The sequence below is a fragment of the Hyphomonas sp. genome, from assembly GCF_016125515.1.
GTDB lineage: Bacteria > Pseudomonadota > Alphaproteobacteria > Caulobacterales > Hyphomonadaceae > Hyphomonas.
Genome location: NZ_WGLO01000011.1, coordinates 116,425 through 142,764 on the forward strand (window position 1 = coordinate 116,425; position 26,340 = coordinate 142,764).

Below are 26,340 nucleotides of genomic sequence, written 5' to 3' on the forward strand. Positions count from 1 at the left end.
CTACGGTGGCGTATCAGCCGGGGTATGCTGCCAGGCCGAACTTGGTGGATGGGGATTTGGGTGGTGCACTGGCGTGGCGGGCAAGCGGCCCGATCACGACCAGGGTGGTGAAAAGCAACAGAATTTCGATGTGATAGACCGCGCCGTAACCGGAGGCCGGTCCGGTCATTGCGGGACCCAGCTGGCCGCTTTCGCCCAGCGTTGAAACGATGTCACGCAGCGCGCCGCCAAACGCGACCGCAACACCGGTGGCCGTGGCGGTGACAGAGCCCCAGGCGCCGAGCGCGATGCCGCTGTCATGTTCGCGGGCGATGGTCATTACGGCGGTCAAGGTGCCGACCGAAAACAGGCCCGCGCCGAAGCCGATGAGGAACGCGCCCAACAGGAAGGCGGCCATGGATCCCGCGGGATTGGCAAAGACGACAAGCGCGAATGCGAAGGCGCCAGCGACAGCGCCTGTGCCGGCGAGCCGATGCGGTTCGCCGCCATCGGACAAGCGGCTGGAACAATAGGCAAATCCCAGCAGCGAGCCAAACGCTGACAATGCGGTGAGGCGCGTGGTGCCGGCGACACTCATGCCGAGCACCTCGGCGCCATAGGGTTCGAGCAGGACATCCTGCATGCTGAAGGCGGCCGCCCCAAGTCCTGACGCGATCAGCAGACGGACCGTGCCGCGATCCTGCATCAGGCGGGACAGGGTTTCGCGGAAGCCGGGCGCTTCACGATCTGCGCGCGTGGCAGCGGGATTGCGGGCCTCCTGCTTCCAGAGTGCGATGACGTTGAGCAGCATCGTGATAACCGCTGCGCCCTGGATGACCTGGATCAGCGTGAGTGTCGTGAAGTCCTGGAGCAGCGCGCCGAACAGCAGCGAGCTGACGAACATGCCGCCCAACAGCATGACGTAGAGGAGCACAACCACGCGCGGCCGCGTATCATCGGTCGCAAGATCGCTGGCAAGCGCGAGGCCTGCCGTCTGTGTGGTGTGGATACCGGCGCCCACAAGCAGGAAGGCGGCGGCAGCCCCCGCCTGCCCGACCCAAGCCGGGGCGTTTGAATCCCCGGCGAGAAGGATCAGAGCGAACGGCATCAGAGCGAGGCCGCCGAACTGGAACATCGAACCGAACCAGATGTAGGGCACGCGGCGCCATCCGAGGACGGACTTATGGGTATCCGACTTGTGGCCGATCAGGGCGCGCAGCGGCGCGAACACGAGCGGCAGCGCGACCATCAGTGCGACGAGCCAGGCCGGCACGCCGAGTTCGACGATCATCACCCGGTTGAGTGTGCCGGTCAGCAGCACCATCGCCATGCCGACAGAGACCTGGAACAGCGAAAGCCGTAGCAGACGGCCGAGGGGGAGCTGCGCACTTGCCGCGTCGGCGAACGGCAGGAACCGGGTCCCCACCGCCATCCAGACTTCTGCAAAGGTGCGCCGCTCAGGGGTCATCTACGAACCACCTCGCGTGCTTCGGAGATATAGAATGTCGAGTTGACCCGGTGATTGCGCCCGGCCGCCCAGCTGGCGCCGGTGTGTTCAGACATGAGCCGCATGAGGCGTTTCCCCGAAACGGGAACGATGGCGGGCGCGCGGTCGCTGCGCGGGAAGAATTTCCCGGCGGCATGCATCGCCGTCAGTAGCGGCGTGCGGGGGGCATAGGTGAAGATGGCGGAGCGGCGGATGCGTGGCAGGATCCTGGCCACCATCGCGGCCATGTCCGGCGCCTCATAATGGATGATCGAATCCATGGCGACCACATGGTCGAACGCGCCGAGATCCTCACGGGTCATGTCGCCGACGCGCCAGGTGATCCGGTTGCGGATGACCGGGTCGAGAATCCGCTCAGCAGCGGTCTCGACCAGCGAGCGCGCGATGTCGATCGCGATCACTTCGGCGCCGCGGCGCGCGGCAGCGACCGCGAACGTTCCCGTGCCGCACCCGGCATCCAGCACGCGCAATCCCGTCATATCTTCCGGCAGCCAGGAGAGGACTTCGGCATGCATCGCTTCGCGGCCGGCGCGCACCGTCGCACGGATGCCGCTGACCGGCGCATTCGACGTGAGCTTCTGCCAAGTGGCCGAGGCGGTCTCGTCGAAATAGGTCTGCAGTTCGGCGCGGCGGGTCTGGTAGGCGGTTTCCATCAATCGAACCCCAGGAAGTCAAAGATCTCTCGGTCCTTCATCGGAAGGGCTTCGACCGGATCGCCGCCGACCCAAAGCGCAGCAGCAAGACGCAGGTATTCGTCCTGCACAGCCTTCAGCTCCGGCGAGTCTTCCATCTCGAAGATGGTCGACTTCTTGAGGCGCGAGCGGCGGATGACATCCAGATCCGGGAAGTGCGCGATGCGCTCCATTCCGGTCGCGTCGCAGTAACGGTCGATTTCGTCGGTCGCCTTCGAGCGGTTGGCGATAACGCCGCCGAGCCGGACGGCATAGTTCTGAGCCTTGGCCTGGATGGCAGCGACAATGCGGTTCATCGCAAAGATCGAGTCGAAGTCGTTTGCCGTGACGATGATGCCGCGTTCGGCATGCTGCAGCGGCGACGCGAACCCGCCGCAGACAACATCGCCAAGCACATCAAAGATCACGACATCGCTGTCTTCGAGAAGGCGGTGCTCCTTGAGCAGCTTGACGGTCTGGCCGACGACATAGCCGCCGCACCCCGTACCCGCCGGCGGGCCACCCGCCTCGACGCACATCACGCCGTTATAGCCCTCGAACACAAAATCTTCGGTGCGCAGTTCTTCCGAATGGAACTCCACCGATTCGAGTACATCAATGACCGTCGGCATCAGGCGTTTGGTGAGCGTGAAGGTGGAATCGTGCTTCGGATCACAACCGATCTGCAGGACGCGCTTGCCGATCTTGGAGAAGGCGGCGGACAGGTTTGACGACGTGGTAGACTTTCCGATGCCGCCTTTTCCGTACACGGCGAACACTTTGGCCGTGCCGGCTTCGAAGCGGGCGTCGAGCTTGACCTGCACGCTTCCCTCCCCGTCCGGACGGCGGGCACCTGGGCGATTGAGGGCGAGACTGGTCATGCGGCGGCTCCTTGAACGGGAATGATACCTTCGAGCCGGTCTTCGATTTCGGCGCTGGCCGCTCGAAGGGCTGCCAGCGTTTCAGGGTCGGGCGACCAGTAGCGGCGCTCCGAAGCTTCGATGAGACGGCCGGCCACATTGGCTGTGGCGGCGGGGTTCAGATCCGACAGCCGGCGGCGCAGCGCTTCGTCCAGCACGAACGTCTCGGTCATCTGCTGGTAGACCCACGGCGCGACCTGGCCCGTCGTCGCCGACCAGCCCATCGTGTTGGTCACCTGCGCTTCGATCTGGCGCACGCCCTCATAACCGTGACGCAGCATGCCTTCATACCATTTGGGGTTCAGCGTGCGGGTGCGGGTTTCGAGCGCGACCTGTTCGGCCAGCGTGCGCACGATGCCGTCGCCGCGCGTCTGGTCGCCGATATAGACAGAGGGCGCTTCGCCGCGGGCCTTGGTGGCAGCGCGGGAGATACCGCCGAGCGTGTCGAAATAGTGATCAATCGTTGTCAGACCGGTCTCAACGGATTCCAGATTCTGGTAGGCGAGTTCGACAGTCTTCAGGATGGCGTTGAACAAGGCGGGCTGCGGCGCCGGGCGGCCATCCCGTCCGTATGCGAAGCATTTGCGGGTTGCATAGGCGTCGCCGAGCTCGTCTTCGTCATCCCATGTCCCGGTCGTCACAAGATAGTTGACGTTGGCGCCGTAGGCCCCGTCTGCATTCGAGAAAACACGAAGCGCTGCCGTCTCGAGATCTGCCCCCGACTCCGCTTGCCAGGCGAGCGCATGCTTGCGGGCAAAGTTCATCTCCGGCGGCTCGTCGGCGCTCGCCGCCGCAAAGGCGGCATCCGCCAGCATACGGGTCTGCAGGGGCAGCAAGTCGCGGAAGATACCGGACAAGGTCACCATCACGTCCACGCGGGGACGGCCGAGCGTTTCCAGTGGGATCAGGTCTGCGCCGGCGAGCCGGCCATAGGCGTCGAAGCGCGGCACCGCACCCAGCAAGGCCATCGCCTGGGCGATCTGCGCGCCTTCGCTCTTCAGGTTGTCCGTACCCCAGAGAATGATCGCCATCGATTCCGGGTAGCGGCCCGTATCGTCCTTGTGCCGATCGAGCAGACGGCCTGCTTGCCGCCGGCCGTCGGCGATGGCGAAGGCGCTCGGCAGACGGAACGGATCGAAGCCGTGGATGTTGCGGCCCGAAGGCAGGATATCCGGCGTACGGATCAGGTCTCCGCCCGGAACCGGCGGGGTGAAGCCGCCGTCCAGCGCATGGATCAAAGCCGAAAGCTCGTGATCTTCGCCCAGAAGACTGTTGGTGCGCGACAGACTGGCGATCTCGTTGGCCCGGGCCTCAAGCTTGAGCTTTCGGACAATTTCCGCGGGCGCCTCACCGGCGACGATGGCATCGAACACCGCCGCGGGAAGGACGTCCTGGCCTTCAGCCGGCGGCATCAAGGCGAGCATGTCACGGCGCTCTGCGGCGCCCATGCCCTGGCCGGCGATGTGCAGGCCATCCGGGATCAGGGACGATTCGACCTCAGCGAGCTTCACCCGGATCGCTTCGATCCGGTCCCGTGGGCGGTCGAACGAGGCCACTGGCAGAAGATCGAGTTCGTCGGCCTGGGTGATAATCAGCGATTCAAGATCAAACCGCTCGGTCTCGGCATCCGGCGCGAGCGCGCGCCAGCGACCGATGGTGACCGACAGGTCGGAGAGACCACGATAGAGACCCGACTCGGTAACAGGCGGTGTGAGATAGCTCACGACTGTCGCATTGCCGCGGCGCTTCGCAATGGTCGCCTCGGAGGGGTTGTTGGCCGCGTAGAGGTAGATGTTGGGCAGATCGCCGATCAGGTAGTCCGACCAGCAATCACCCGACAGGCCCGACTGTTTGCCGGGCATGAATTCCAGCGCGCCGTGGGTGCCAAAATGCACGACGGCATCGGCGGCGAAGGTCTGCTTCAGATAGGTGTAGTAACCGGCGAAGGCATGCGTCGGGGCAAAACCCTTCTCGAAGAGAAGGCGCATGGGGTCGCCTTCATACCCGAAGCCGGGCTGGAGGCCGACGAGCACATTTCCGAACCGGGCGCCGAGGACGAAGATCGATCGGCCATCCGTCTGTATACGGCCCGGCGCTGGGCCCCAGGCCGCTTCGATGTCTTTCAGGCGGCGCTCGCGGCGCACATGATCCGCAACGGGAATCTCTGCGACCACATTGGCTTCGGTGCCGTAGCGGTCCTTGTTGCCTTCGAGCAGCATGTCCTTGAGGTCGTCGACCGAATCCGGAACCGTCACGCCATATCCTTCAGCGTCGAGACGCTTGAGGAAATTGAACAGGGACTCGAAGACCGAAAGGTACGCGGCTGTCCCGACGCTGCCTGAATTGGGGGGGAAGTTGAAGAGCGTGATCGCAAGCTTGCGGCTGGCGCGCGCAGAGCGCTTGAGCCGGACCAGCTTGTCGACACGGGCGGCGAGTTGCTCGGCCCGCTCGGGGCAGACCTGCATGCGTCTGTTGTCATCGGCGAATGTGCAACGGCGGGCGCATCCGGTGCACGTCGTGCCATGGTCGGCGCGCCCGCCGATGACAATGGATCCCGTCGCACCATCAAGTTCCGGCAAGGCGACCATGATGGTCGTCTCGATGGGCGTCAGTCCGCGTGTGCTCTGTCCCCAATCGGACAGCGACTGGAACTCGGACGCGAGGGCGCAGACGTAGGGAATATCTAGGGTTTTCAACATCTCGACGGCGCCGTCCGCGTCGTTGAACGCGGGACCGCCGACCAGGGAAAAGCCGGTGAGGGAGACAAGCGCATCAATCGTCGGCGTGTCGCCGCGCATGAAATAACGCCTTATCGCGGCGCGGGCATCAAGGCCGCTGGCGAAGGCCGGAACTACGCGCAAGCCGCGCGCTTCGAGCGCCGCGATAACGCCGTCATAGTGGCCCGAATCGCCAGAGGTGATGTAGGAGCGCAGAACCAGCAGCCCAACCGTGGGCCGGTTGCCCGCCGACTTCGGCAACGTTTCGATCCGCTCGGAAACGGATGGCTTCATGGCCGGATGATAGAGCCCCGTCTCCGGGAACTCTTCCGGCGCCGCGGGGTTCATCTTGCCGCGCAAATGGGCGCGCGAACCAGCTGCGTAGCGATCAATCAGGAAGCGCACGGCGTTGGCGATGTTCTTCTCGGAACCCGCCAACAGATATTGCATCGTGACGAAATAGGCGCGGACATCCTGGGCGACGCCCGGAATGTACCGCAGGATCTTCGGCAGCCGGCGCAGCGTCTTCAACTGCTTTTCGCCGGCCTTTGACTTGTCGCCCGAACCGCGAAGGCGCTTCATCAGTGCAATCGGGCCACTGGCCGGCTTCGACATGTCGAAGCGGTCGAGGCGCGTCAGTTGGACGATATCGGATGCCGACATGGCACCGACGATCGCGTCGCACCCGTCGCGGCGCGCCCGAAGCGCCGGCAGGATGGCGCGGATATGGTCTTCGATGAACAACATCGTCGCGATGATGAAATCGGCGTTTCCGACATCCTCGATGGCGCGGGCGAGTGCACCGGGGTGGCGGTCCCATTCCGATGCAGGATGAAAGGCGAGCGTCAGGCCGGGATGGGTGCGACGCAGCTCAGCCTCGGCGGCGCGGATCGCTGTGCCGAGATGCGAATCGAGCGAAAGGATGACGACCTTGACGGGCGTCTTGTCGACCAGGGTGGGACGCTCAACGGCCATAACTCGCCTTTGCGTCGTAGAGTGTCTCGAGCGTGATGGTCTCAAGATGCTTGTCGCGGGCAAAGGCTTCCGTGTTGCGCTTGGCCTTGCCCCGCACAAAGAAGGGGATCTTCCTCAATTCGTTTTCTGCTTCCGGCGCCCAGTGCACGATGGCGATTGCGCCCTCCCCTGCATCAACAGCAGCGGTCCCGATCTCAGCTGCCTTGTCGGCGGCGCCGTGTCCGCCGAGGTGCGAAGCGCCAGCCGAATCGTTGAATTCGAAATCATCGCGGAACATGCCGAGCAAGTGCTCTTCGAGCCCCATCAGCAGCGGGTGAACCCAGGTGTCGAACAGGACGTTGGCACCCTCGAACCCCATCTGCGGCGCATAGCGCGCCGGGAAGTCCTGAACATGGACCGGCGCAGAGATGACGGCGCAGGGAATGCCGAGACGCTTCGCAATGTGGCGTTCCATCTGCGTGCCGAGAATCAGTTCGGGCTGCAGGCGGGCGATGGCGGCCTCGACTTCGAGATAGTCTTCGGTGATCAACGCTTCGAGTCCGAGCGCGGATGCGGCTTCGCGCACGGGCCGGGCGAATTCGCGGTTGTAGCAACCCAGCCCCACAACCTCGAAAGCCAGCTCGTCGCTGGCAACCCGGGCGGCCGCGAGCGCGTGCGTTCCGTCGCCGAAAATGAACACGCGCTTGCCAGTGAGATAGTTCGAATCCACCGAGCGCGACCACCAGGGCAGATTGCTCGCGAAGGCCGAGAGATCGGGAATTTCGATTCCGGCAAGGCTGCAGACTTCAGCAATGAAATCCTGGGTCGCGCCGACGCCGATCGGGACCGTCCGGGTGTAGGGCTGGCCGAACTCCTTTTCGAGGAACCGGGCCGCAACGTCAGCAATCTCCGGATAGAGCACAACATTGAAGTCAGCCGCCGGCAGGCGGACGAGGTCTGCGGGCGTTGCACCCATCGGCGCAATTACATTGATGTCGATGCCGAGCTGGAACAGGAGACCGGTGATCTCGCGGACATCGTCGCGGTGGCGAAAGCCGAGCGCTGTCGGGCCAAGCACATTGCAGGTCGGACGGACAAGCCGGCTTGCGCCGGGCTTCGGCTGTTCGGTCGCAAGGCCGCGCACGAGTCGGTAGAAGGTCTCCGATGCCCCCCAGTTTTCCTTCTTCGAGTAAGATGGCAGCTCAAGCGCAATCACCGGAACCGGCAGGTCGAGTGCCTTCGTCAGGCCGCCCGGATCATCCTGGATCAATTCGGCTGTGCAGGAGGCGCCGACCATCATGGCCTGAGGCTGGAAGCGCTCGTACGCATCCCGCGCCGCACGCTTGAAGATCTCGGCCGTGTCGTAGCCGAGGTCGCGGGCTTCGAAAGTTGTGTAGGTCACCGGCGGCCGCTTGCCGCGGCGCTCGATCATCGTGAACAGAAGGTCGGCGTACGTATCACCCTGCGGCGCATGGAGTACGTAGTGGAGCCCTTCCATTGCCGTCGCGATCCGCATCGCGCCGACATGCGGGGGGCCCTCATATGTCCAGACCGTGAGTTGCATCAGACCGCGAGCCTCGTGCGCCGGGTAAGCGGGCGAGCGAACAGCTCGGCGAGATCGCCGCATTGTTCGTAGCCCTGGATGGGTGTGAAGACGAGCTCGATCGACCATTTGGTCGTCAGGCCCTCCTGCTCCAGCGGATTGGCGAGCCCGAGTCCGCACAACGTGATGTCCGGACGCGCTTCGCGGGCGCGCTCGAGCTGCAGGTCAACATCCTGCCCTTCGCTGAGGCGCACGTCGGCAGGCAGCAACGCCAGCTCATCGGCCATGTGTCCGGCATGCAGGTAGGGCGTGCCGACCTCTTCCAACCGCATGCCGAGTTCGCGCGACAGGAAGCGCGCGAGCGGCACTTCCATCTGCGAATCGGGGAAACAGAACAGCGATTTGCCGGCGAGCGTGTCATTGTAACGGAGCAGGGCGCGTGTGGCCCGCGCCCGCGGCATTTCCGTGACGGCCTGGAACAAGGCAGGCGACACGCCGAAAGCTGTGGCGGCCGCCATGAGCCAGGCCGTCGTTCCCTCGACGCCCAGCGGGAACAGGGCCGGAAGGTGAACAGCGCCGCGTGCCTCCAGCGCCCGGGCCGTATCGCGCAGCCAGGGTTGGGCCAGCAGGAATTTCGTGTTCGGGCCAACCGGCGGCAACGCGCCGGACTTGCGGCTCGGCAGGAAGCGGACCGGGCCGATCCCCAGCGCGTCGAACAGGCGGGCAAACTGGTCTTCAACCACATCGGCCAACGCCCCGACCACCATCAGTTCCGGCGCAGCCGATTCGGCCGCGGGCAGTTCCGGCACCAACGCGGCGAGACAGGCATCTTCGCCCTGGGTGAAGGTCGTCTCGATGCCGCTCCCGGAATAGTTCAGGATCCGAACTTTGGGCGAATAGGTCATCGACAGGCGCTCGGCGGCACGCCCGAGATCCAGCTTGATCACTTCCGAGGGGCAAGACCCCACCAGGAAAAGCAGCTTGATCTCCGGGCGGCGCTCCAGCAGGCGCGCGACCGTCTTGTTGAGCTCTTCATTGATGTCCGCCATGCCGGCAAGGTCGCGCTCTTCGATGATTGCTGTGGCAAAGCGCGGCTCGGCGAAGATCATCACCCCCGCCGCCGACTGCATGAGGTGTGCGCAGGTGCGCGAGCCGACGATCAGGAAAAAGGCGTCCTGCATCTTGCGGTGCAGCCACATGATCGAGGTCAGGCCGCAGAAGACTTCCCGCTGCCCCCGTTCGCGCAGCACGACGCGCGCAGGCGGCGCAGCGCAGGCTTTTCCGGGAGCCAGGGGAATGAGCCGGGTCAAATGGCGACCTCCATTGAAGCCGCCGGCTCGAGCCGGGCGAGACGCAGCTTCCAGATGAACTGCGCTGCATTGATGACGTAGGCCGCATAGCCCGCCAGCGCAACGGTCAGCTGGAGTTCAGGTGAACCGATGCCGCCGAGGAGCAGGACGAGATAGAACGTGTGCAGAGCAATCACGATCATCGAGAAAGCGTCTTCCCAGAAGAACGCGTCCGCGAAGAGATACTTGCCGAAGACGACCTTCTCCCAGATCGCGCCGGTTACCATGATCGTGTAAAGTATGAGTGTTTTCAGGACGATGGACGCTGTTGCGAGCGCCAGACCGTCGCCCGCCAGCAGATAGCGCACGACCAGGATCACGCTGACGAAGAAGACGAGGAACTGGAGCGGCGCCAAAACTGCTTGAACCAGGGTCCAGGGCGAAGCGTCACGGCGCGCGCGCTGCTCTGCGGTGTACAGCGGCGCTTTCCTCCTTGCACTGATGGGTTGTTCAAATACGGACACCAGCTGTGACACTCCCACGTCTCTGTCTGACCTGACGATAACGCTGAAGGCCGGTATGTCAATCTGTGTTGACGACTATCGAAATAGACACTTTTTCGATTTTTTGGGCCGTTTTCTGCCAAAAAAACGCCGATTCAGATGGATTCGGCACAAAACCCATGATACCGAAGCTCTAGAAGAGGGAGTTGGCCGTTCAAGATTTCTTGCCCGCGTTGACGTTGCACCCTCGGAATTTCGGCCTGATGCGCTCCCACGCATACTGCCCGTGATCGCTTGTTCAACCGGACGAGTGGGTCACCAACGACAGACCGGCGCCAGAAGTATGCGCCGAAAATGGTGAGTAAGAAAAAAGCGACGCAAAGCGTAACGCAGTGAGGGCGGTTGCGTAACTGTAGCCGCTTGGGAGGACGGGATGGCGCTCAATCAAAAGCCCGATCATTGGGATCATCAATTCGACGGACCGGATGCGCCGAAGCGGCCCGTGCCATTTTTGGTCGGCCTCTGGCGCCAGATCGGCTCGGAACTTCAACCGCGCCGCTCGCTGGCAGACGAGCCTGAACTTTTTGAAGCGCTCGAGTCGGAGATCATTCCCCGGTTGATGATCGCCAGTCATCTTCCCAACGCCTACCCGATGCTGGTGCGTTCGGAATCCCAGGCACCACAGTCCGCCTTTTCCGCGCGCGATCGCAGCACATTCATGGATGCGCTGCTGACCGACGATGCAAGCCTGGTCAGCGCGGTTGCCAACGCACATCTCGCCAACGGGCGCGATGCAAGCACAATCCTCATGGAACTTTTCGCCTGGGCGGCGCGGGAACTTGGCGACCTCTGGAGCGATGACCGTGTGAGTTTCGTGGATGTAACGGTCGGGCTGTGCCGGCTTCACGAAGCGCTGCACCGTTTCTCCGAACAGGCGGGGGCACCCTTCCTGTCGGAAGACCCTGAAGCCCCGAGCATCCTGATTGCAAGCGCCCCCGGTGAACAGCACGTCTTCGGTGTACTGATGGCCGGTGAATTCTTCCGGCAGAAGGGCTGGTCAGTGACCACCGACACTTCGGGGGACGCCGGCAATTTGACCCGTTTGCTGGCAGCGCGGCAATTTGACATCGCAGGGATCTCCGCCTCACACGATGGCGTAGTGTCCGGATTGGCGGACCTGGTGCAGGCAATGCGGAAAGCCTCGCGAAACCGGGCCGTAAAGATCCTCGTGGGCGGCTTCATATTTGAACAGAATCCGCACCTGGCGCACCAATTGGGCGCAGATGGAATGGCAGGAAAGGGGCTGGATGCGCCTGACCTTGCAAGGAATATGTTGGCAATGTCATAGTCGGGCTGCTAGGGGCTCAGGGGTCAACTCGCAGTCTTATTTGGACCGATAATGAATGCTTCTTCGCACTCGTCGCCGTCGAAATTCTCGTTCAGCGACGTTGAAAGCCATTTGACGGGGCTCGATGCTCAAACGGTCGCGCGACTGATTGAACAATCATCGGATATTGCAGTCATTATCGAGAACGGTCTCGTCAAGGATGTGGCCGTCGCATCTGAAGACCTGCGCAAGTCCGGGTTCGCGGAAGGCTGGATCGGCCGACCCTGGATCGACACGGTTTCGGTCGATAGCCGGCTGAAAGTCGAGGCGATGCTGAAGAGCACTGATTCTGCCGCCTCGGTTCGTCCCCGTCAGTTAAATCACCCTTCCGGCGGCGTGCGTGACATCCTGGTGTCTTACCGGACCATTCGGACCCAGGCGTCCGGGCCGGTGATCGCGCTCGGCCGCGACCTGCGCGAAGTCGCCGAACTCCAGCAGCGCCTGGTCCGTGCCCAGCAGGATATCGAGCGGGACTATGCACGCCTTCGCAAGGCCGAGTCGCGCTACAAGATGGTGTTCGAAGCGGTCAGCGAACCCATCCTGATTGTCACATCGGACGAACTGATCGTCGAAGCGGCCAACCGGGCTGCGGGACTTGTTCTTGGCGTGGAACCGGAACGGCTCGCAAGGACAGATTTTGCGGAGCTCTTCTCGGCGCGCGGTACGCGCGCCGTCGAACGGATGGTCGCCAAGGCGATCGCCAGTGGCGCGGCCACGGCCGACAAGACCGAGCTCGCCACCGGAAAGAGCGTGAACCTGACCGCGTCGGTTTTCGGGAATGGCGCCGATGCGCGCCTGGTCGTGAAAATCGTTGATGGCTCGAAAAGCCGCACCAAGAGCGAAAACAGCCGCGACCAGCTATTGCGTGCGCTGGAGCAATTGCCGGATGCTTTCATTGTGACCGATGATGAGCTTCGCATTCTCGCGGCAAACCGGGCCTTCCTCGAAATGGTCAACCTCAGCGACGAAGAGCAGGCATCCGGCGCGCGGCTGTCGCAATATCTCGGGCGCTCGACAACCGATCTGAACGTCCTTGTCTCCACGCTGAAAGCCAATGGCACAGCGCGCAACTTTGCGACGGTGCTGCGCGACCGGTTCAATACCGAAGAACAGGTCGAAGTCGCAGCGGTGTCGACCGGCGATTCGAAGCCGACCTACTACGCTTTTTCGGTCCGTGTCGTGACGCGCCGGTTCCAGACCGAGCCTGCGCCCGGCGAAGAACTGCCCAGATCGGTGGAGCACCTGACCAATCTGGTCGGACGTATGCCGCTGAAGGATATTGTGCGCGACTCGACCACGCTGATCGAGCGTCTGTGTATCGAGGCGGCCCTCAAGCTGACCGATGACAATCGCGCCTCGGCCGCCGAGATTCTGGGGCTCAGCCGGCAAGGGCTGTATTCGAAACTGAAACGCTTCGGAATCGACGACAAAGCCTGATTCCCGATCGTCAGGATCTGTATACGGACGGATTCTCGAGGCAATCTCGATCGCGTCAATCCAGATTGACACTATGAGCTGTCAACATTAGCGTAAGCTGATGCTGCAGACGCCGATCACCGTGCCGTCCCGACAGCTGCCGAGGCCGGCAGCTGTATTGGAACTTTTCAAGCCGGTCACGTGGTTTGCGGCCATGTGGGCCTTCATGTGTGGCGCCGTGTCGAGCGGCCAGCCCTTCTTCGGAAACCTGCACTTCATCCTCGGCGGCATGCTGCTGGCCGGACCGATGGTGTGCGCGTCCAGCCAGGCCGTGAACGACTGGTACGACCGGCATGTCGACGCCATCAACGAGCCGGATCGCCCGATCCCTTCGGGACGGATTCCGGGTCGATGGGGGCTTTATCTTGCGATCATCTGGTCGAGCCTGTCGCTGCTGCTCGGCCTGGCGCTGGGCATCTGGGCCTTTGCCGCCACCTGCGTCGCAGTGTTTCTCGCCTGGGCCTACAGCGCCCCGCCCCTGCGCCTCAAACTGAATGGCTGGTGGGGCAATGCGGCGGTGGGAATTTCCTATGAAGGTATCTCATGGTTCACCGGCGCCGCGGTGCTGCTCGGGACGCTGCCGCATCCGTATGTGCTGTTCCTGGCGCTCGCCTATTCGGTAGGCGCACACGGGATCATGACACTCAACGATTTCAAGTCGATCGAGGGTGACCGCCGGATGGGCGTGCGCTCGCTGCCGGCCCAGCTGGGCCCGGACCGGGCCGCGGTGCTCGCCTGTGTCGTCATGGGGGCGGCCCAGATTGCAGTGATCTTCATGCTCGCCGGGATCGGCCGGCCCTGGCACGCCGTGATGATTATCGGCCTGCTTTGCGCCCAGATCCTGCTGATGATCGACCTGCTGAGCGATCCGCGCGGCAAGGCCATCTGGTACAGCGCGACCGGCGTGACCTTGTTCGTGCTGGGCATGCTGGTGAGCGCCTTCGCGGTGGCGCCCTGGTCGGCCGCCGCAGGATGAACGCCGGCGCCTCCCCTGCCCTGGGCTGGATCGGAATCATCCGGCTGGGCCTCGTGCAGACCTCTCTCGGCGCGATCGTGATCCTGATGACCTCGACACTGAACCGCGTGATGGCGGTGGAGCTTGGGCTCGCTGCGGCGATCCCGGGTTTCCTTGTCGGCTGGCACTATGCGGTCCAGATGTCCCGTCCCCGCTGGGGCTACGGCGCAGATGCCGGCGGACGGCGCGCGCCCTGGATTCTCGGCGGGATCTGCGTACTGGCAGCCGGCGCAATCTCAGCCGCCTTCGCGGCATCCTTGCTGACATCGACATTCTGGGGCGGGCTCCTCTTATCCGTCGTCGCCTACAGCCTGATCGGAATCGGCGTCGGCGCCGCAGGCACGAACCTGCTGGCCCTGCTTGCGATCCGCACGGCGCCCTCCCGCAAGGCTGCTGCAGCCGCGATTGTCTGGATCATGATGATCGTGGGTTTTGTGCTGACGGCGGGTATTGGCGGCGGCTTCCTGAAGCCCTTCAGTTTCGAGCGCCTTATCCTTGTTACGGCGAGCGTTTCGGCGATTGCAATCAGTGTCACGGCGCTTGCCCTCTGGGGGCTCGACCCCGTCCACAAACCGCCCACACGTCGGGACGGACTTGTGGACTCTCCGGGCCGGAATCCGGCATTCCGTGACGCACTTCGCGAGACCTGGGCCGACCCGCAGGCGCGCCGTTTCACGGTCTTCGTTTTTGTCTCGATGCTGGCCTACAGCGCGCAGGACCTTGTGTTGGAACCCTTCGCGGGACTCGTGCACGGCTATGACGCCGGCGCCTCGACCCAGCTTGCAGGGCTTCAGAACATGGGCACGCTGGCGGGCATGATCCTGACCGCCATTGTGGGCACGGCGTTCGGCAGATCCCGCGCCGGTTTCATGCGGGCCTGGACGGTCGGCGGCTGTGTGGCATCGGCCGCCGCGCTGATCGCGCTCGCTCTGGGAACCGATGCCTTTGGCGCACGCTGGCCACTGGTGGCGAATGTCGTTGCCCTCGGCACCGCCAATGGCGCCTTCGCGGTTGCGGCCATCGGCTCTATGATGACACTGGCCAGCGCCGGGCCCAAAAACCGCGAAGGGACGCGGATGGGATTGTGGGGCGCCGCACAAGCCATCGCCTTCGGTCTTGGAGGCTTTCTCGGGGCGGCCGCCGTCGACTTGGCGCGCCTCGTCTTCGACACGCCTGCCCCGGCCTTCGCATTGGTATTTGCCGCGGAAGGACTGACCTTCCTGATTGCGGCGGCGCTCGCCGTGCGCGTCGGCCGCACCGACGCCGACACCCTGCGCCTGCCTGCCCTTCCCAGCGGCGAATTCCTGGCCGTTCGAACCGGAGAAACATCATGAGCCATCCCGATACAGACGAACTCTACGACTGCGTCGTCGTGGGCGGCGGGCCTGCGGGTGCAACCGCAGCCCATGATCTCGCGCGATCCGGACGGCGCGTCCTCCTGCTGGACAAGGCCGGGCGGATCAAGCCCTGCGGCGGTGCGATTCCCCCGCGGCTGATCCAGGACTTCGAGATTCCGGAGAGCCTGCTGGTGGCCCGCGCCCGGGCGGCGCGAATGGTGGCGCCCTCCGGACGCACGGTGGACATGCCGGTCGAAGGTGGGGCAGTTGGCATGGTGGACCGCGAGCATTTTGACGAATGGCTGCGGGTACGCGCGGCCAAGGCAGGCTGCGACCGGCGTGCCGGAAGCTTCATGACGATCGAACGCGGCAGCGATGGCACTGCGACGGTCGTCTACCAGGCCAAGGATGAGGATGCAGGCACACTCAAGATCCGTACACGCACCGTCATCGGCGCGGATGGTGCGAAATCGCGCGTTGCCGCCGAAGCGATTCCGGGCGGCGGCGAAACCAAATGCGTGTTTGCTTATCACGAGATCATCCGTTCGCCCGCGCCGACCGACGGGTTCGATCCGGCGCGCTGCGACATCTACTATCAGGGCCGCCTGTCACCCGATTTCTATGCCTGGGTCTTCCCGCACGGCGAGACCACGAGCGTGGGCGTCGGCAGTGCGAACAAAGGCTTTTCGCTCCGCGATGCGATCCGGACCCTGCGCAAGGATATCGGTCTCGACGGCGCCGAACTGGTACGCAAGGAAGGCGCACCGATCCCGTTGAAACCGCTCAAGCGCTGGGACAATGGCCGCGACGTGATCCTTGCAGGTGACGCAGCAGGCGTGGTGGCGCCGGCATCCGGTGAAGGCATCTACTACGCCATGCTGGGCGGACGCGAGGCCGCAATGGCCATCAGCGAACTACTCGAGACCGGAAATGTCCGGGCGCTGGCCGGTGCGCGCAAGCGCTACATGAAGGCGCACGGGCAAGTGTTCATGATCCTCGGGATCATGCAGCATTTCTGGTACCGCTCGGACAAGCGGCGCGAAGGATTTGTTGCCATGTGCAATGACAAGGACGTGCAGCGCCTGACCTGGGACGCCTATCTTAACAAGCGGCTCGGAAAACCGGATCACATGGCCCATCTCAAGATTTTCCTGAAGGACACCGCGCACTTGCTCGGACTTGCCCCGGCGCGGCCTGAACGCACGTGAGCGGACGACGGCCGCTGCTGATCGCGGGACTGACGGCGCTGGCGACGGCCATCGCCGGCGGCGCCATGACCCGAATTGATGGCTGGTACCGTGGACTTGAGAAGTCATCACTCAATCCACCCGACTGGCTGTTTGCGCCGGCCTGGACGGTGATCTACGCCCTAGCGGTGATGGCCGCGACTATAGGTTGGCGCGAAACGCGCAGCAACGCAGACCGGGCCTTGCTGATCAGCCTGTTTTTCATCAACGCGGTTCTGAATATCGCCTGGAGCGGTGTCTTCTTCACGCTGCGCCGGCCGGACTGGGCGCTGGCCGAGGTGGCGACGCTCTGGCTGTCCGTCGCCGTGATCGTCGCATTCCTCGCTGGTTTTTCCCGTCGCGCCAGCTTTCTGATGGTGCCCTATCTCATCTGGGTGTCTTTCGCGGCGTACCTCAATTACAAAGTCGTTGTGCTGAACGGTCCGTTCGGCTGACTCTCCTGCCCCGGCGAGGACCCGCATGGAACTGAAACCCTGGATGTTCGATGTTGTGTTGATCGGCGTCGCGGCAGAGTTCCTGCTGCTCGCCTTCCTGCTGGCGCGCAACAGGCATCGCGCGTGGGTGTGGCCCGTGTTCTGGTTCCTGCTGTCGGGCGCGTTGTTGATGACCGCAACGCGCAGCGCCTTGTCCGGCGTGTCCGATGCCATGATTGGCGCCATCCTGTTCGTCAGCTTGCTGACACATCTGGCCTGCCTGTGGAGTGCCTGGCAGATCATTCGGCGCCGTCATTGAACCTGCCGGATAAAAAAAGTCGGACCCGGTAGTACCGGGTCCGGCAAGACAGAACTGGGAGGCTCCAGCTCGAGAGGTCTTGTTGCGACGGCCTGACACGGGTCAGGCATCGGCGGCGCCTCAGAACTTGGCGAACCCGTTCTCTGCTCCCCAAAGGAACCAGTTATCCACCACCGTGCCCGTCAGCAGCACGCCGATGCCACCGGTAATCGGGCACAGGATGGCGAACCACCAGGCCCAACGGTGGATGGATTCCATCGAGGCATTGAAGCCCATCGTCCAGCGCCAGAAGAGTGCGGCGCGTTCAGAGGCTGTACCCCGGTCCGTGATCTGCTCGATCTCGCGTTCACCGCCATAACGGCTGACCGCAAGGATCGTGGCGCCGTGCATGGCGAACAGGAGCGCCGACCCGTAGAGGAAGGCGATGGAGAGCATGTGGAACGGATTGTAGAAGAAATTCCCGTAGACCAGCGAGAGATTGTTGGTCCAGTCGAGATGCGAGAAGATGCCGAAGGGCACCGCCTCGTTCCAGCTGCCCATCATCACGGGACGGATGAATCCCAGAACGAGATAGAGCCAGATCGCGGCCGCGAAGGCCCAGCACACATGCGTGCCAAGCCCGAGCTGAAGCGCCCGCCGGTAGGAGCGCACCCACCAGAGAATGATGGATGAGGTCAGGAAGAACCCGGCCATCAGCCACCAACCGCCTTCATTGAGCGGCATGAAAAGCCGGAGCCCGTGTTCTGCAAGCGGTTGGTCCAGTGACAGCCAGGGCAACTGGCCGACGAACTTGATCGGATCCCAGCCGACGCTGGCCCACATGTTGAGCCCGATGATCTCTATGGCGATGAAGCCGCAGATCAGGGACATGACGCCCGACCAACCGAGATAGAAGGGGCCGAGTTGCGCATCTCCGATCCGGCCGAGCAGGTGGCTGAAGGACGTGATCTTGTAGCGTGGTTCGTCGCCGGCCCCTTCGACCACGCCGTAATCGGTGTGGCCGCGGACCTGAACCTGGGTGAAGATATTCTGATAATCTGCCATGGTCTGACCCTCCTATACGCGCCAGATCGCGAGATTCTTCCAGCCATTCCACCAGTCGATCCAGGAGCCCTCATAGAGCGGACCCGAGATGACGATGCAGATGGCACTCCAGATTCCTGCCGAGAGGGCGAGGAACAGGCCGAGCCGGTGGATGCCGAGCGTGCCAACGGAGTAGCCGATATAGTCGCGGAAGAACGCATTCTCATGCTCGGGCGTCTTGACCGTCTTTCCGCGTCCGGGATTGGTCGCTGACAGGACAAGACCGCCATGCATGGCGAGCGCGAGACACGTCGTGAAGAAGAACGTGATCGCGACCATGTGGGCCGGATTGTAGTGGAAGTTGCCGTAGGAATAGCCGGTGTTCGACACCCAATCGAGGTGGCTCATGATTCCGTATGGGAAGCCGTAGCCCCAGGCGCCCATCAGGAAGGGGCGAATGACAGTCAGGGTGACGTAAGCCAGGATGGCAACGCTGAACGCGATCGGGACATGGAGACCCATGCCAAGCTTTCGCGAGATCTCGACTTCGCGCAATGCCCATGAACCGAAGGCGCCGATGGCGCAGATCGTGACCAGTTGCCAGATGCCCCCGTCCGCCATGGGCGCGAGCTGGAGACCGTATTCGATCGGAGGCGGATCGATGCTGATCAGCCAGGGATTCCATGTCCCCTCCATCGAGGCGCCCAGGAAGATGAGCGCAGTACCGAGGAAGGCGAAGAAGATTGCCGTTACGCCGAAGAAACCGACATAGAACGGACCAACCCAGAAGTCGAACATGTCGCCGCCGATCAGCGTGCCACCTCGAATCCGGTATTTTCTTTCAAAATTGAGTAGCGCCATCGCCGAGGCTCCTTGCTTTGGCGCAAGTCCGGTTCAGCCGGTATCCGCGCGCCGCCATGTCCTTCTTGTGTGTGGTAGCGGCGCACGGAACATGTCCGTGCGCCACAACCGATAGTTCAGGCACTCTGAACCGTATCCACCGTCAGCTCCGCAACAGGGGCCGGCGAGGTGCCGAGCCAGTTGAAGCGGGGTGAGCTGAGCAGGATGAAGTGGATCAGCAGTGCAAGCACAAAGAGGAAGGCCGACAGGGCCACCAGAACGCGCCGGGGATCGAAGAGAAGCCAAAGTCTCCACATATGTCAGTCCTCCTTTATGCCTTGAGGCTCACGAGCGAACTCGCAAGTCTCAGTCCGTCTTCCATCATTGCGTAACCGTTCGGACCTGGAATCCAGGGCCGCCAGGACCACACGAGGAAGTGGGCGCCGACTGCGATCAGCGTGAAGATGATGAAGCTCATCACAAAGAGTTTGTGGAACTCCTGTGCTTCGGACGCTGTCAATCCAGTCAGCGACCCAGTCCTTTCATTTGCATTATCGGCCATTTACTTTTCTCCGTTCGGGCCTAGGTCTGCGACCGCACCAGCGCCCTGCTGCGGTCCAATTGACGCCCCGGCTATCCGGTTCGCCAAAAGCTTGTGTCCATCGTACACTGAGGCTCTCAGTGAGATCATCTGTGTACGAAGAACCATGGGACGATGCTTTGGGTCAGGTCTGCCGCTTCGGCAAAGGTCGACGGGCGGGCCCGCGCCTTCGAACCGGAGCGCGGCAGAAGCCGGCCCAGCATCGCAACAATGAGGAAGACAGGGTAGATCAGCGATTCATACGCAACCATCGCCTGCCGGTCGCTGTCTCGTGGGTCGGGAGCTGCGTTCATCTTGATAAGTGCCATTGCCTTCCTCCTTATTTCTGCGGCTACCCCTCTCCCTTTCGGAATCAGGCCGCTCTATATCCTTCCAACTCGGTCTGGCTCTGCCGGACTGTGTCGAGTGTGACGCGACCTGTTCCCTCCCGGCCCGCGCGTGCCTCTGCGTGATCACGCAGACGCTTGGCAGCGGAAATCCGTGTCAGGACGGAATGTTTCGAAATGTAGGTTTCGAGTTCGGCGTTCGCTTCGTCTTCCCAGACAATCTGCACGGCGCGCGCGGGCGTCGCCTCGGCCTTGTCGAGCGTGGTGGCGAGCGGCAGGATATGGAACAAGGCGTCAAACAGCGCATTGCAATATTCCTGGACAACATAGGTCGCGCCCGAATAGCCCATGAACGGCGTACCGGTGTGACGGCGGATGATGGCGCCCGGAAACGAGGCGGGGATCCAGACGGAGCGCGCACCCGCTTCCTGAAGATACATCCGCTCGTTGAAGCTGCCAAAGACAACAAATGGCGCATTGTCGTGGATCATGCCGCGCACGGCATCATTGTCCGTCTTCTTGCCCGCCACGCGCGTGACGGCAAAATTGCACGGGATGCCGAGATCGCTCTCGAGGAAATTGCGAAGTCCCCGTGCGTGCGTCTCGTTGGCGACGATCCCGAAGCTGGCTGTCGCGAAGAAGTCCTGCGTCACCGAGCGCCAGAGATCCCAGAGGGGCTTCAGGGTCGAGTGCTTCTCAGCCTCGATAAAGGGCTCGGGGTCCAGCCCGGTCAGCTCGCCGAGCGCGCGCAGGAACCTGGTGGTCGAATGCAGTCCGATGGGCGCCTGCAGGTAGGGCTGCCCCAGCGCTTCACACAGGTTGCGGCCATATTCCCGGTACATGCAGATGTTGACGTCTGCATCGATCAACTTGCGGACGTCCGCGATATGGCTGCCGAGCGGAAAGGCCAAATTGACCTCAGCGCCGATGCCTTCGACCAGGCGGCGGATTTCGGCGAGATCCGACGGGCCGTTGAACATGCCATAGGCCGGGCCGATGATGTTGACCTTGGGCTTGGCGCCTTCGATCTTCTTCGCTGGCTTCGGATTGCGGCCTTTGGTCTGGCCATATTCGGTCCAGAGCCAGAGCATCGCTCGGTCCGCCGTCTGCCATTGGTCTTCGTCAATCGTGCGCGGGAGGAAACGCTGGATGTTCGAGCCTTCCGGCGTGACACCGCCGCCGATCATTTCTGCAATCGAGCCGGTAACCACGACGGCGGGGAGTTCAGGATCAAGCACCGCGCGGGCCCGCTTCATTGCGGCCTCGGTGCCGTGTTGGCCCAATTCCTCCTCACCAAGACCGGTGACCACAATGGGCAGCTCATGTGGCGGCAGAGCGTCCGTGTAATGAAGGACCGACGTCACCGGCAGGTTTTCGCACCCGACAGGTCCGTCGATGACGACTTGCAGACCCTTGATCGCCGTGAAGACGTAGACGGCGCCCCAATAGCCCCCTGCCCGATCATGATCCTGGATCAACATCCTGTGGGTGCCTCCAGGTTTGCGGCCTGCTTCGCCTTGGCGGCGAGCTTGCGGCGCTGGTGCTGGCGAAACTCGGTGTTGATCGCGGGCTGTCCTTCCCAGACACCAGCGGTGTCCCCCGAACCAACACCTTCGAAGAAGCCCTTCATGACGTCGAAGCGGTCTTTGCCGGCAATTGCTGCGTTGATCACGTCTGCGAGCGATCCCGCACCTGCAGGCCCCATCAACGGCCGTGCGGAAATCAGATTGGTGAAGTAAAGCCCCGGAATCGCCAGCTCTTTGGCCGCTTGCACGACCGGCGTGGTGCCGATCGCGAGGTCGGGCTGGAATTCGTGCATGGCGGCGAGATCCTGCTCCAGAGAGGCACGGAACTGGACCTGGACGCCTTTCGATTCCAGCCATTGGCGGTCCGGGTCCGACCAACGCGTCTGCGGCAGCGCCGTGCCAACGTAGCGAAGGTCCGCGCCGCTTTCGACGAGCAAACGTGCGACCAGAAGCTCGGAGCCCTCATAGCCCGACAGCGTAATCCGCCCACGGATCGGCTTGGCGGAAAGTGCGCCCGCAATGGCTCGCCCAAACATGTTGCGCGCCGCATCAATTTTCGAAGCCGGAACATTTGCAGCATCGCCGATGGCCTTCAGCCAGGCGTCCGTGCCGTCCAGACCAACGGGAGCGGACCCGACAATCGGACGTCCGGCCGCTTCGAACTCGCGCACCGAGGCGGTGTAGAAGGGGTGGATTGCGGCAATGACGGCGCCGTCCAGCGCGGTGTAGAGTTCGCGCCATTCGCGGGTCGGCACAACGGCGCCGGTTGCGAGTCCCAAGGGTTCGAGCATCCGGCCGATCACCACCGGATCTGCCGGGAACATTTCGCCGAGGAGCGTGACCTTGGGCAGCTGAGATGTATCGCTCGCCGCGCGCCGCACCGGACCCGCCTGCACTTCCTGGCGCGCATAGGCGAGCATCGCGCCGGCCAAGACGTCTTTGGCTTCCGCATGTGTCGGCACGCCAAAGCCCGGCACGTCGATGCCGATGATGCGAACGCCATTGATCTCGTCCGGCAGCAGACGCAGCGGAACACCCGAAGCGGTCGGCACACAGAGATTCGTTATGACAATCGTGTCGTATTTTTCGGGGTCGGCCGTTTTCTCGACCGCTTCCTTGATGTCCTCGAACAGCTTGCCGGTTACCAGCGTTTCGGAGTTGAAGGGCACATAGCCAACCGAACGCTTTGCGCCGTAGAAATGTGACGTGAACGTGAGCCCGTAGACGCAGCAGGCCGAGCCGGAAAGGATCGTCGCGGTGCGCCGCATGCGCAGACCCACACGGAGCGAACCGAACGCTGGACACATGCTTTGAGGCTGGTCATGCGGGCCTTGCGGGTAATCCTTCGCATACTGATCGAGGATTTCGCTCTTGCCCGCAGCCGCGGCGGCGGCGCGCATTTCATCTTTTCCAGCATGGCAGCCTGCGCCGTCGGCTGGATCCGGCTTTGCAACCTTGCGGGACTCCATCGGAACCACGACAGCCGAAGCCGGGCGCTCGCGATTCTCAAGAAGGGTCCGCCGGCTTCCCATTCGCTCAGATTTCCTCGTACACGACTTCGAGGGAGCGCTTCTCGGCTTCGGCGACGCCGCACATGTCCGCAACCGTGGCAGGCTCAAGCACGATGTCGCCGCCGGTATCCTTCGATGAGAACAGGCCCAGAAGACCGTCAGAGGTCAGAGGGTTCGGGCGGTTCGGAATGGAGCCATGGATGTTCGCCGCGAGCTCGGCAAACAACGGTCCCCATTCCGATGTTCCCGTTCCAACGATCTGATAGTTCGCTGATTTGCGGCGGATGTCGTCATTGGCCGGAATCGTCGCAAGCACAGGGATTCCCACGGCGTCTGCAAAGGCGGCCGCCTCGCCGGTGCCGTCGTCGCGGTTGATGACCATGCCGGCCACGCCAACATTCCCGCCCATCTTGCGGAAATACTCGACCGCCGAGCACACATTGTTCGCGACATAAAGGGATTGCAGGTCATTCGAACCCACGACGATGACCTTCTGGCACATGTCGCGCGCGATCGGCAGGCCGAAACCGCCGCACACCACATCGCCCAGGAAGTCGAGCAACACATAATCGAAATCCCACTCATGGAAGCCCAGCTTCTCGAGAAGTTCGAACCCGTGGATGATGCCGCGTCCGCCGCAGCCTCGGCCAACTTCCGGCCCGCCAAGCTCCATCGCGAAAACGCCGTAGCGCTTGAAGCAGACATCGCCGATAGCGACTTCCTCGCCGGCGAGCTTCTTCTTCGAAGAGGTTTCAATGATGGTCGGGCAAGCCTTGCCGCCAAACAGCAGCGAGGTCGTGTCGGATTTCGGATCGCAGCCGATCAGAAGAACCTTCTTCCCCTGCTCCGCCATCATGCAGCTGAGATTGGCCAGCGTGAAGCTCTTGCCGATGCCGCCCTTGCCGTAGATCGCGATGATCTGCGTATCTTTCTTGACCGGGCCCGTTGCGACCGGATCGGGCTCGCTCGCGGCTTCTGCACGAAGTGCGTCGGTATAGTCCGTTCCCGCATGGCGAGGCGTCAGGCGCAAGTCGTCAGACATCGGATGAACCCCAATCAATGATCATTTTCAGGCAGGAAGGATCGGAAAACGCTGTCTCATAGGCGTCGGCTGCCCGCGCAAACGGCGTGACATGCGTCACAAGCCCCTCAAGCGGCAGCCGGCCTTCGCTCACGAGCGCCGCGACCGCTTCGAGATCGGAAGGACGCCACTCGGCGGCGACGCGGACGCGCATTTCCTTGCGGAATGCGAGCGGAAAACTGAAAGACGGTCGCGCGGCATAGAAGCCAGCCAGGCAAATCTCGGCGCCGTGGGCCGCATGAGGCAGGATCTTGTCGATAATGTCGGCGTCGCCGCTCATGTCGCAGATCGAAGTGTAGTCGCGGCGTGCGTCGTCGCCCGGTGCTATCACCCGATCGTCGGCGCCGTCGCGGCGGGCCGCGTTGATTTCCCAGACAACCGGATTTCCGCCGAGCGCGATGACGAGCCGCGCGGTCAGACGTCCCAGCACGCCGTATCCGACGATCAGGTCAGGAAGCCGGCCATTTGCGACGGCGTGGTAAGCGGTTGCCGCCAGCGCAAGCAGAACGCCGTTGCGTGGCTCGGCCATTTGGATCGTGTGGGCCTTGTCGGCGGGCACGACGAGGCGCGATGCCGTAGCGCCGAACAGCCCGTGAGCGCCTTCGAAGCAGCGCGCACCGGGCACGAAGACCAGCTCGCCGACCCGCTCGGGCGTGGAAGTGGCCTGAACAATCCGGCCGACGGCTTCGTAGCCGGGAACCAGCGGATACCCCATGCCAGGAAAGGCCGGCATATCGCCCGACCACATCAAGCGCTCGGTGCCCGTGCTGACGCCGGACCAAAGCGTCTCGACAACGACATCGGCCGATCCGGGCGTGTTCAGGGCGAGGCTTTTGACAGTGGCTGAACGGTTGCCGCCAAACACGACGGCGTTGGCCCGCAGTTTGAGTCCAGCATGCTCGTTGGCGCGTGGTCCCCGCGCGGGCAAACCGGGTTGTGAACCCTGCGACTCGATGACGCCCGTTCTCATGAGTGTCATACTAGATAGACAGTGCTAAGTGTCAATGCAGATTTACGAATTTCGCGCGTGGACGTCCAGGCGGCGACAAGCGTCAGGACGCAAGGATGGCGCTGACGAGCAGCGGCTGCGCCGTTCTCAAAATCCTGACGTCCCGGAATCCGGCTTCGTTGAGCAGTGCCTCCAGCTGCTCCGGACGGCGCGGCGCGCCCCGGCCCATCGCCCAGAGGTAAAGTCCGAAATAGGCGTCTGCCATCGCTTCGGCGCCCTTGAAGCCCGCCATGGGTTCGGCAATCAGCAGCCGGCCGCCGGGCGCAAGTGCGCGCCGGATTGACGACAGTAGAAGCCTCACAGCCCGGTCATCATGATCGTGCACAACGCGCACAAGGGTCACAAGGTCCGCGCCCTCGGGCAGCGGCTCGCGCAGCATGTCGCGCGGCGCTATTTGTATGCGATCCTGCAGTGCGCCGCCCGCGAAGCTCGCTTCGGCCAGCTTCGCGACCGGAGGCAGGTCGACGAGCGTCAGGCCGAGCGTCGGATGCGCCGCGCCCACCGCTGACAGGAATGCGCCGAGGCCACCGCCGACATCCATGACGGACCTGTGCCGGCTGAAATTGTAGGCTTCGAGAACATCGCGCGCGATCAACGCCTGCGTCTCTGCCATCAGCGCGGAATAGGCCTCGGCGTCTTGCTCTGTCGCGGAGGCATTGTAGTCCCAGAAGCGCGACAGCTCGGTATCAGTCCGGCGCGTGCGCAGAAGCGCAAGCGGGTCTGCAATGTCCCGGTAGAAAGCCTTGTGATGGCGCACCATCGCGAAGACAGACGGATTGCCCAACAGCGCCGCACCGGCTTCGCCCAGCGCAAACAGGCCGTCGGATTGTTCCCGCACGAGATCCAGCGCCGCCGCTGCGCGAAGCAGGCGCAAGGCGCCTTCATGTGGCAGACCGCATCGTTCCGAGATTTTCAGCGTACCGAGCGGTGCGGTGCGAACGATCTCCAGCAACCGTAGTTCAACGACGGCCAACAGGACCTGCGAATAGACAAATCCTGCGACCAGATCGAAACTCGTCTTTGCCTTGCGGCGGGCGAGGCTTCGGGTCAGCGGGTTGCGAACGGCCCAAGCCTGGAACTTGGGATCGGAGACCAGCCGGTTGCGCCAGGCGGTGAAACGGTCCGCAAGGCTCATGGCGCCACCCT

At 63.2% G+C, this 26,340-nt stretch carries 24 protein-coding genes; 7 read left to right on the forward strand and 17 right to left on the reverse strand.

Going from position 1 to position 26,340, the window contains the following annotated elements:
- Positions 1-13 precede the first annotated feature (13 nt).
- From GC148_RS10845 to bchF, 7 genes are read right to left on the reverse strand one after another with little or no spacing between them, the layout of a single operon-like run.
- Positions 14-1,447 (reverse strand): BCD family MFS transporter, encoded by a 1,434-nt coding sequence (locus GC148_RS10845; RefSeq protein ID WP_291070768.1) that lies wholly within the window; start codon positions 1,445-1,447, stop codon positions 14-16.
- On the reverse strand, positions 1,444-2,139 hold the full coding sequence (bchM, locus tag GC148_RS10850) for a magnesium protoporphyrin IX methyltransferase (RefSeq protein WP_291070769.1): 696 nt from the start codon (positions 2,137-2,139) through the stop codon (positions 1,444-1,446). The genes GC148_RS10845 and bchM overlap by 4 nt, the downstream gene beginning before the upstream one ends.
- Positions 2,139-3,038 (reverse strand): ferredoxin:protochlorophyllide reductase (ATP-dependent) iron-sulfur ATP-binding protein, encoded by a 900-nt coding sequence (bchL, locus tag GC148_RS10855; protein WP_291070770.1) that lies wholly within the window; start codon positions 3,036-3,038, stop codon positions 2,139-2,141. The genes bchM and bchL overlap by 1 nt, the downstream gene beginning before the upstream one ends.
- Positions 3,035-6,769: a magnesium chelatase subunit H gene (locus tag GC148_RS10860; RefSeq protein WP_291070771.1), complete on the reverse strand. Its 3,735-nt coding sequence runs from the start codon at positions 6,767-6,769 to the stop codon at positions 3,035-3,037. Before GC148_RS10860 ends, bchL begins: the two co-directional genes overlap by 4 nt.
- The gene (gene bchB / locus GC148_RS10865; protein WP_291070772.1) at positions 6,759-8,312 is read right to left on the reverse strand and encodes a ferredoxin:protochlorophyllide reductase (ATP-dependent) subunit B; all 1,554 of its coding nucleotides are present in this window, start codon (positions 8,310-8,312) and stop codon (positions 6,759-6,761) included. Before bchB ends, GC148_RS10860 begins: the two co-directional genes overlap by 11 nt.
- A complete protein-coding gene (locus GC148_RS10870; protein ID WP_366063691.1) occupies positions 8,312-9,583 on the reverse strand; it encodes a ferredoxin:protochlorophyllide reductase (ATP-dependent) subunit N in 1,272 nt (423 codons plus the stop codon). Before GC148_RS10870 ends, bchB begins: the two co-directional genes overlap by 1 nt.
- A 14-nt stretch (positions 9,584-9,597) precedes the next feature.
- Positions 9,598-10,104 carry a 2-vinyl bacteriochlorophyllide hydratase gene (gene bchF, locus GC148_RS10875; RefSeq protein WP_291070774.1) on the reverse strand — a complete coding sequence of 169 codons (507 nt, stop codon included), beginning with the start codon at positions 10,102-10,104 and terminating at the stop codon, positions 9,598-9,600.
- A gap of 412 nt (positions 10,105-10,516) precedes the next feature.
- On the opposite strand from bchF, the gene GC148_RS10880 reads away from it, so the two are divergent.
- From GC148_RS10880 to GC148_RS10910, 7 genes are all read left to right on the forward strand, one after another.
- The gene (locus tag GC148_RS10880; protein WP_291070775.1) at positions 10,517-11,431 is read left to right on the forward strand and encodes a cobalamin B12-binding domain-containing protein; all 915 of its coding nucleotides are present in this window, start codon (positions 10,517-10,519) and stop codon (positions 11,429-11,431) included.
- Between the two features lie 51 nt (positions 11,432-11,482).
- Complete coding sequence (gene ppsR, locus GC148_RS10885) at positions 11,483-12,907, forward strand: transcriptional regulator PpsR (RefSeq protein ID WP_291070776.1); 1,425 nt, start codon at positions 11,483-11,485, stop codon at positions 12,905-12,907.
- A 100-nt stretch (positions 12,908-13,007) separates the two neighbouring features.
- Positions 13,008-13,922 carry a chlorophyll synthase ChlG gene (gene chlG / locus GC148_RS10890; RefSeq protein ID WP_291070777.1) on the forward strand — a complete coding sequence of 305 codons (915 nt, stop codon included), beginning with the start codon at positions 13,008-13,010 and terminating at the stop codon, positions 13,920-13,922.
- The gene (locus GC148_RS10895; protein WP_291070778.1) at positions 13,919-15,295 is read left to right on the forward strand and encodes a BCD family MFS transporter; all 1,377 of its coding nucleotides are present in this window, start codon (positions 13,919-13,921) and stop codon (positions 15,293-15,295) included. Before chlG ends, GC148_RS10895 begins: the two co-directional genes overlap by 4 nt.
- Entirely contained in the window at positions 15,292-16,506 is a 1,215-nt protein-coding gene (locus tag GC148_RS10900) for a geranylgeranyl diphosphate reductase (protein ID WP_291070779.1), read from the forward strand. The genes GC148_RS10895 and GC148_RS10900 overlap by 4 nt, the downstream gene beginning before the upstream one ends.
- Positions 16,503-16,979, forward strand: a complete 477-nt coding sequence (locus tag GC148_RS10905; RefSeq protein WP_291070780.1) for a TspO/MBR family protein — start codon at positions 16,503-16,505, stop codon at positions 16,977-16,979. The genes GC148_RS10900 and GC148_RS10905 overlap by 4 nt, the downstream gene beginning before the upstream one ends.
- A 25-nt stretch (positions 16,980-17,004) precedes the next feature.
- Positions 17,005-17,277, forward strand: coding sequence for a hypothetical protein (locus GC148_RS10910; RefSeq protein ID WP_291070781.1), 273 nt, complete (start codon positions 17,005-17,007; stop codon positions 17,275-17,277).
- 120 nt (positions 17,278-17,397) lie between these two features.
- On the opposite strand, the gene pufM is transcribed toward GC148_RS10910, so the two are convergent.
- The 10 genes from pufM to GC148_RS10960 form a co-directional block, all read right to left on the reverse strand.
- Positions 17,398-18,321 carry a photosynthetic reaction center subunit M gene (gene pufM / locus GC148_RS10915; RefSeq protein WP_291070782.1) on the reverse strand — a complete coding sequence of 308 codons (924 nt, stop codon included), beginning with the start codon at positions 18,319-18,321 and terminating at the stop codon, positions 17,398-17,400.
- Between the two features lie 12 nt (positions 18,322-18,333).
- Positions 18,334-19,161: a photosynthetic reaction center subunit L gene (pufL, locus tag GC148_RS10920; protein ID WP_291070783.1), complete on the reverse strand. Its 828-nt coding sequence runs from the start codon at positions 19,159-19,161 to the stop codon at positions 18,334-18,336.
- Positions 19,162-19,277: 116 nt separating this feature from the next.
- Positions 19,278-19,457 (reverse strand): light-harvesting antenna LH1, alpha subunit, encoded by a 180-nt coding sequence (pufA, locus tag GC148_RS10925; RefSeq protein ID WP_291070784.1) that lies wholly within the window; start codon positions 19,455-19,457, stop codon positions 19,278-19,280.
- A gap of 14 nt (positions 19,458-19,471) precedes the next feature.
- Positions 19,472-19,702, reverse strand: a complete 231-nt coding sequence (gene pufB, locus GC148_RS10930) for a light-harvesting antenna LH1, beta subunit (protein WP_291070785.1) — start codon at positions 19,700-19,702, stop codon at positions 19,472-19,474.
- Between the two features lie 125 nt (positions 19,703-19,827).
- Positions 19,828-20,049 carry a hypothetical protein gene (locus GC148_RS10935; RefSeq protein WP_291070786.1) on the reverse strand — a complete coding sequence of 74 codons (222 nt, stop codon included), beginning with the start codon at positions 20,047-20,049 and terminating at the stop codon, positions 19,828-19,830.
- A gap of 44 nt (positions 20,050-20,093) precedes the next feature.
- Positions 20,094-21,548: a chlorophyllide a reductase subunit Z gene (gene bchZ / locus GC148_RS10940; protein WP_291070787.1), complete on the reverse strand. Its 1,455-nt coding sequence runs from the start codon at positions 21,546-21,548 to the stop codon at positions 20,094-20,096.
- Positions 21,542-23,062: a chlorophyllide a reductase subunit Y gene (gene bchY, locus GC148_RS10945; protein ID WP_366063693.1), complete on the reverse strand. Its 1,521-nt coding sequence runs from the start codon at positions 23,060-23,062 to the stop codon at positions 21,542-21,544. The genes bchZ and bchY overlap by 7 nt, the downstream gene beginning before the upstream one ends.
- Before the next feature lie 67 nt (positions 23,063-23,129).
- Positions 23,130-24,146 (reverse strand): chlorophyllide a reductase iron protein subunit X, encoded by a 1,017-nt coding sequence (locus GC148_RS10950; RefSeq protein WP_291070789.1) that lies wholly within the window; start codon positions 24,144-24,146, stop codon positions 23,130-23,132.
- On the reverse strand, positions 24,139-25,164 hold the full coding sequence (gene bchC, locus GC148_RS10955; protein WP_291070790.1) for a chlorophyll synthesis pathway protein BchC: 1,026 nt from the start codon (positions 25,162-25,164) through the stop codon (positions 24,139-24,141). The genes GC148_RS10950 and bchC overlap by 8 nt, the downstream gene beginning before the upstream one ends.
- A 73-nt stretch (positions 25,165-25,237) precedes the next feature.
- Positions 25,238-26,329, reverse strand: a complete 1,092-nt coding sequence (locus GC148_RS10960; protein WP_291070791.1) for a methyltransferase — start codon at positions 26,327-26,329, stop codon at positions 25,238-25,240.
- Positions 26,330-26,340: the final 11 nt, after the last annotated feature.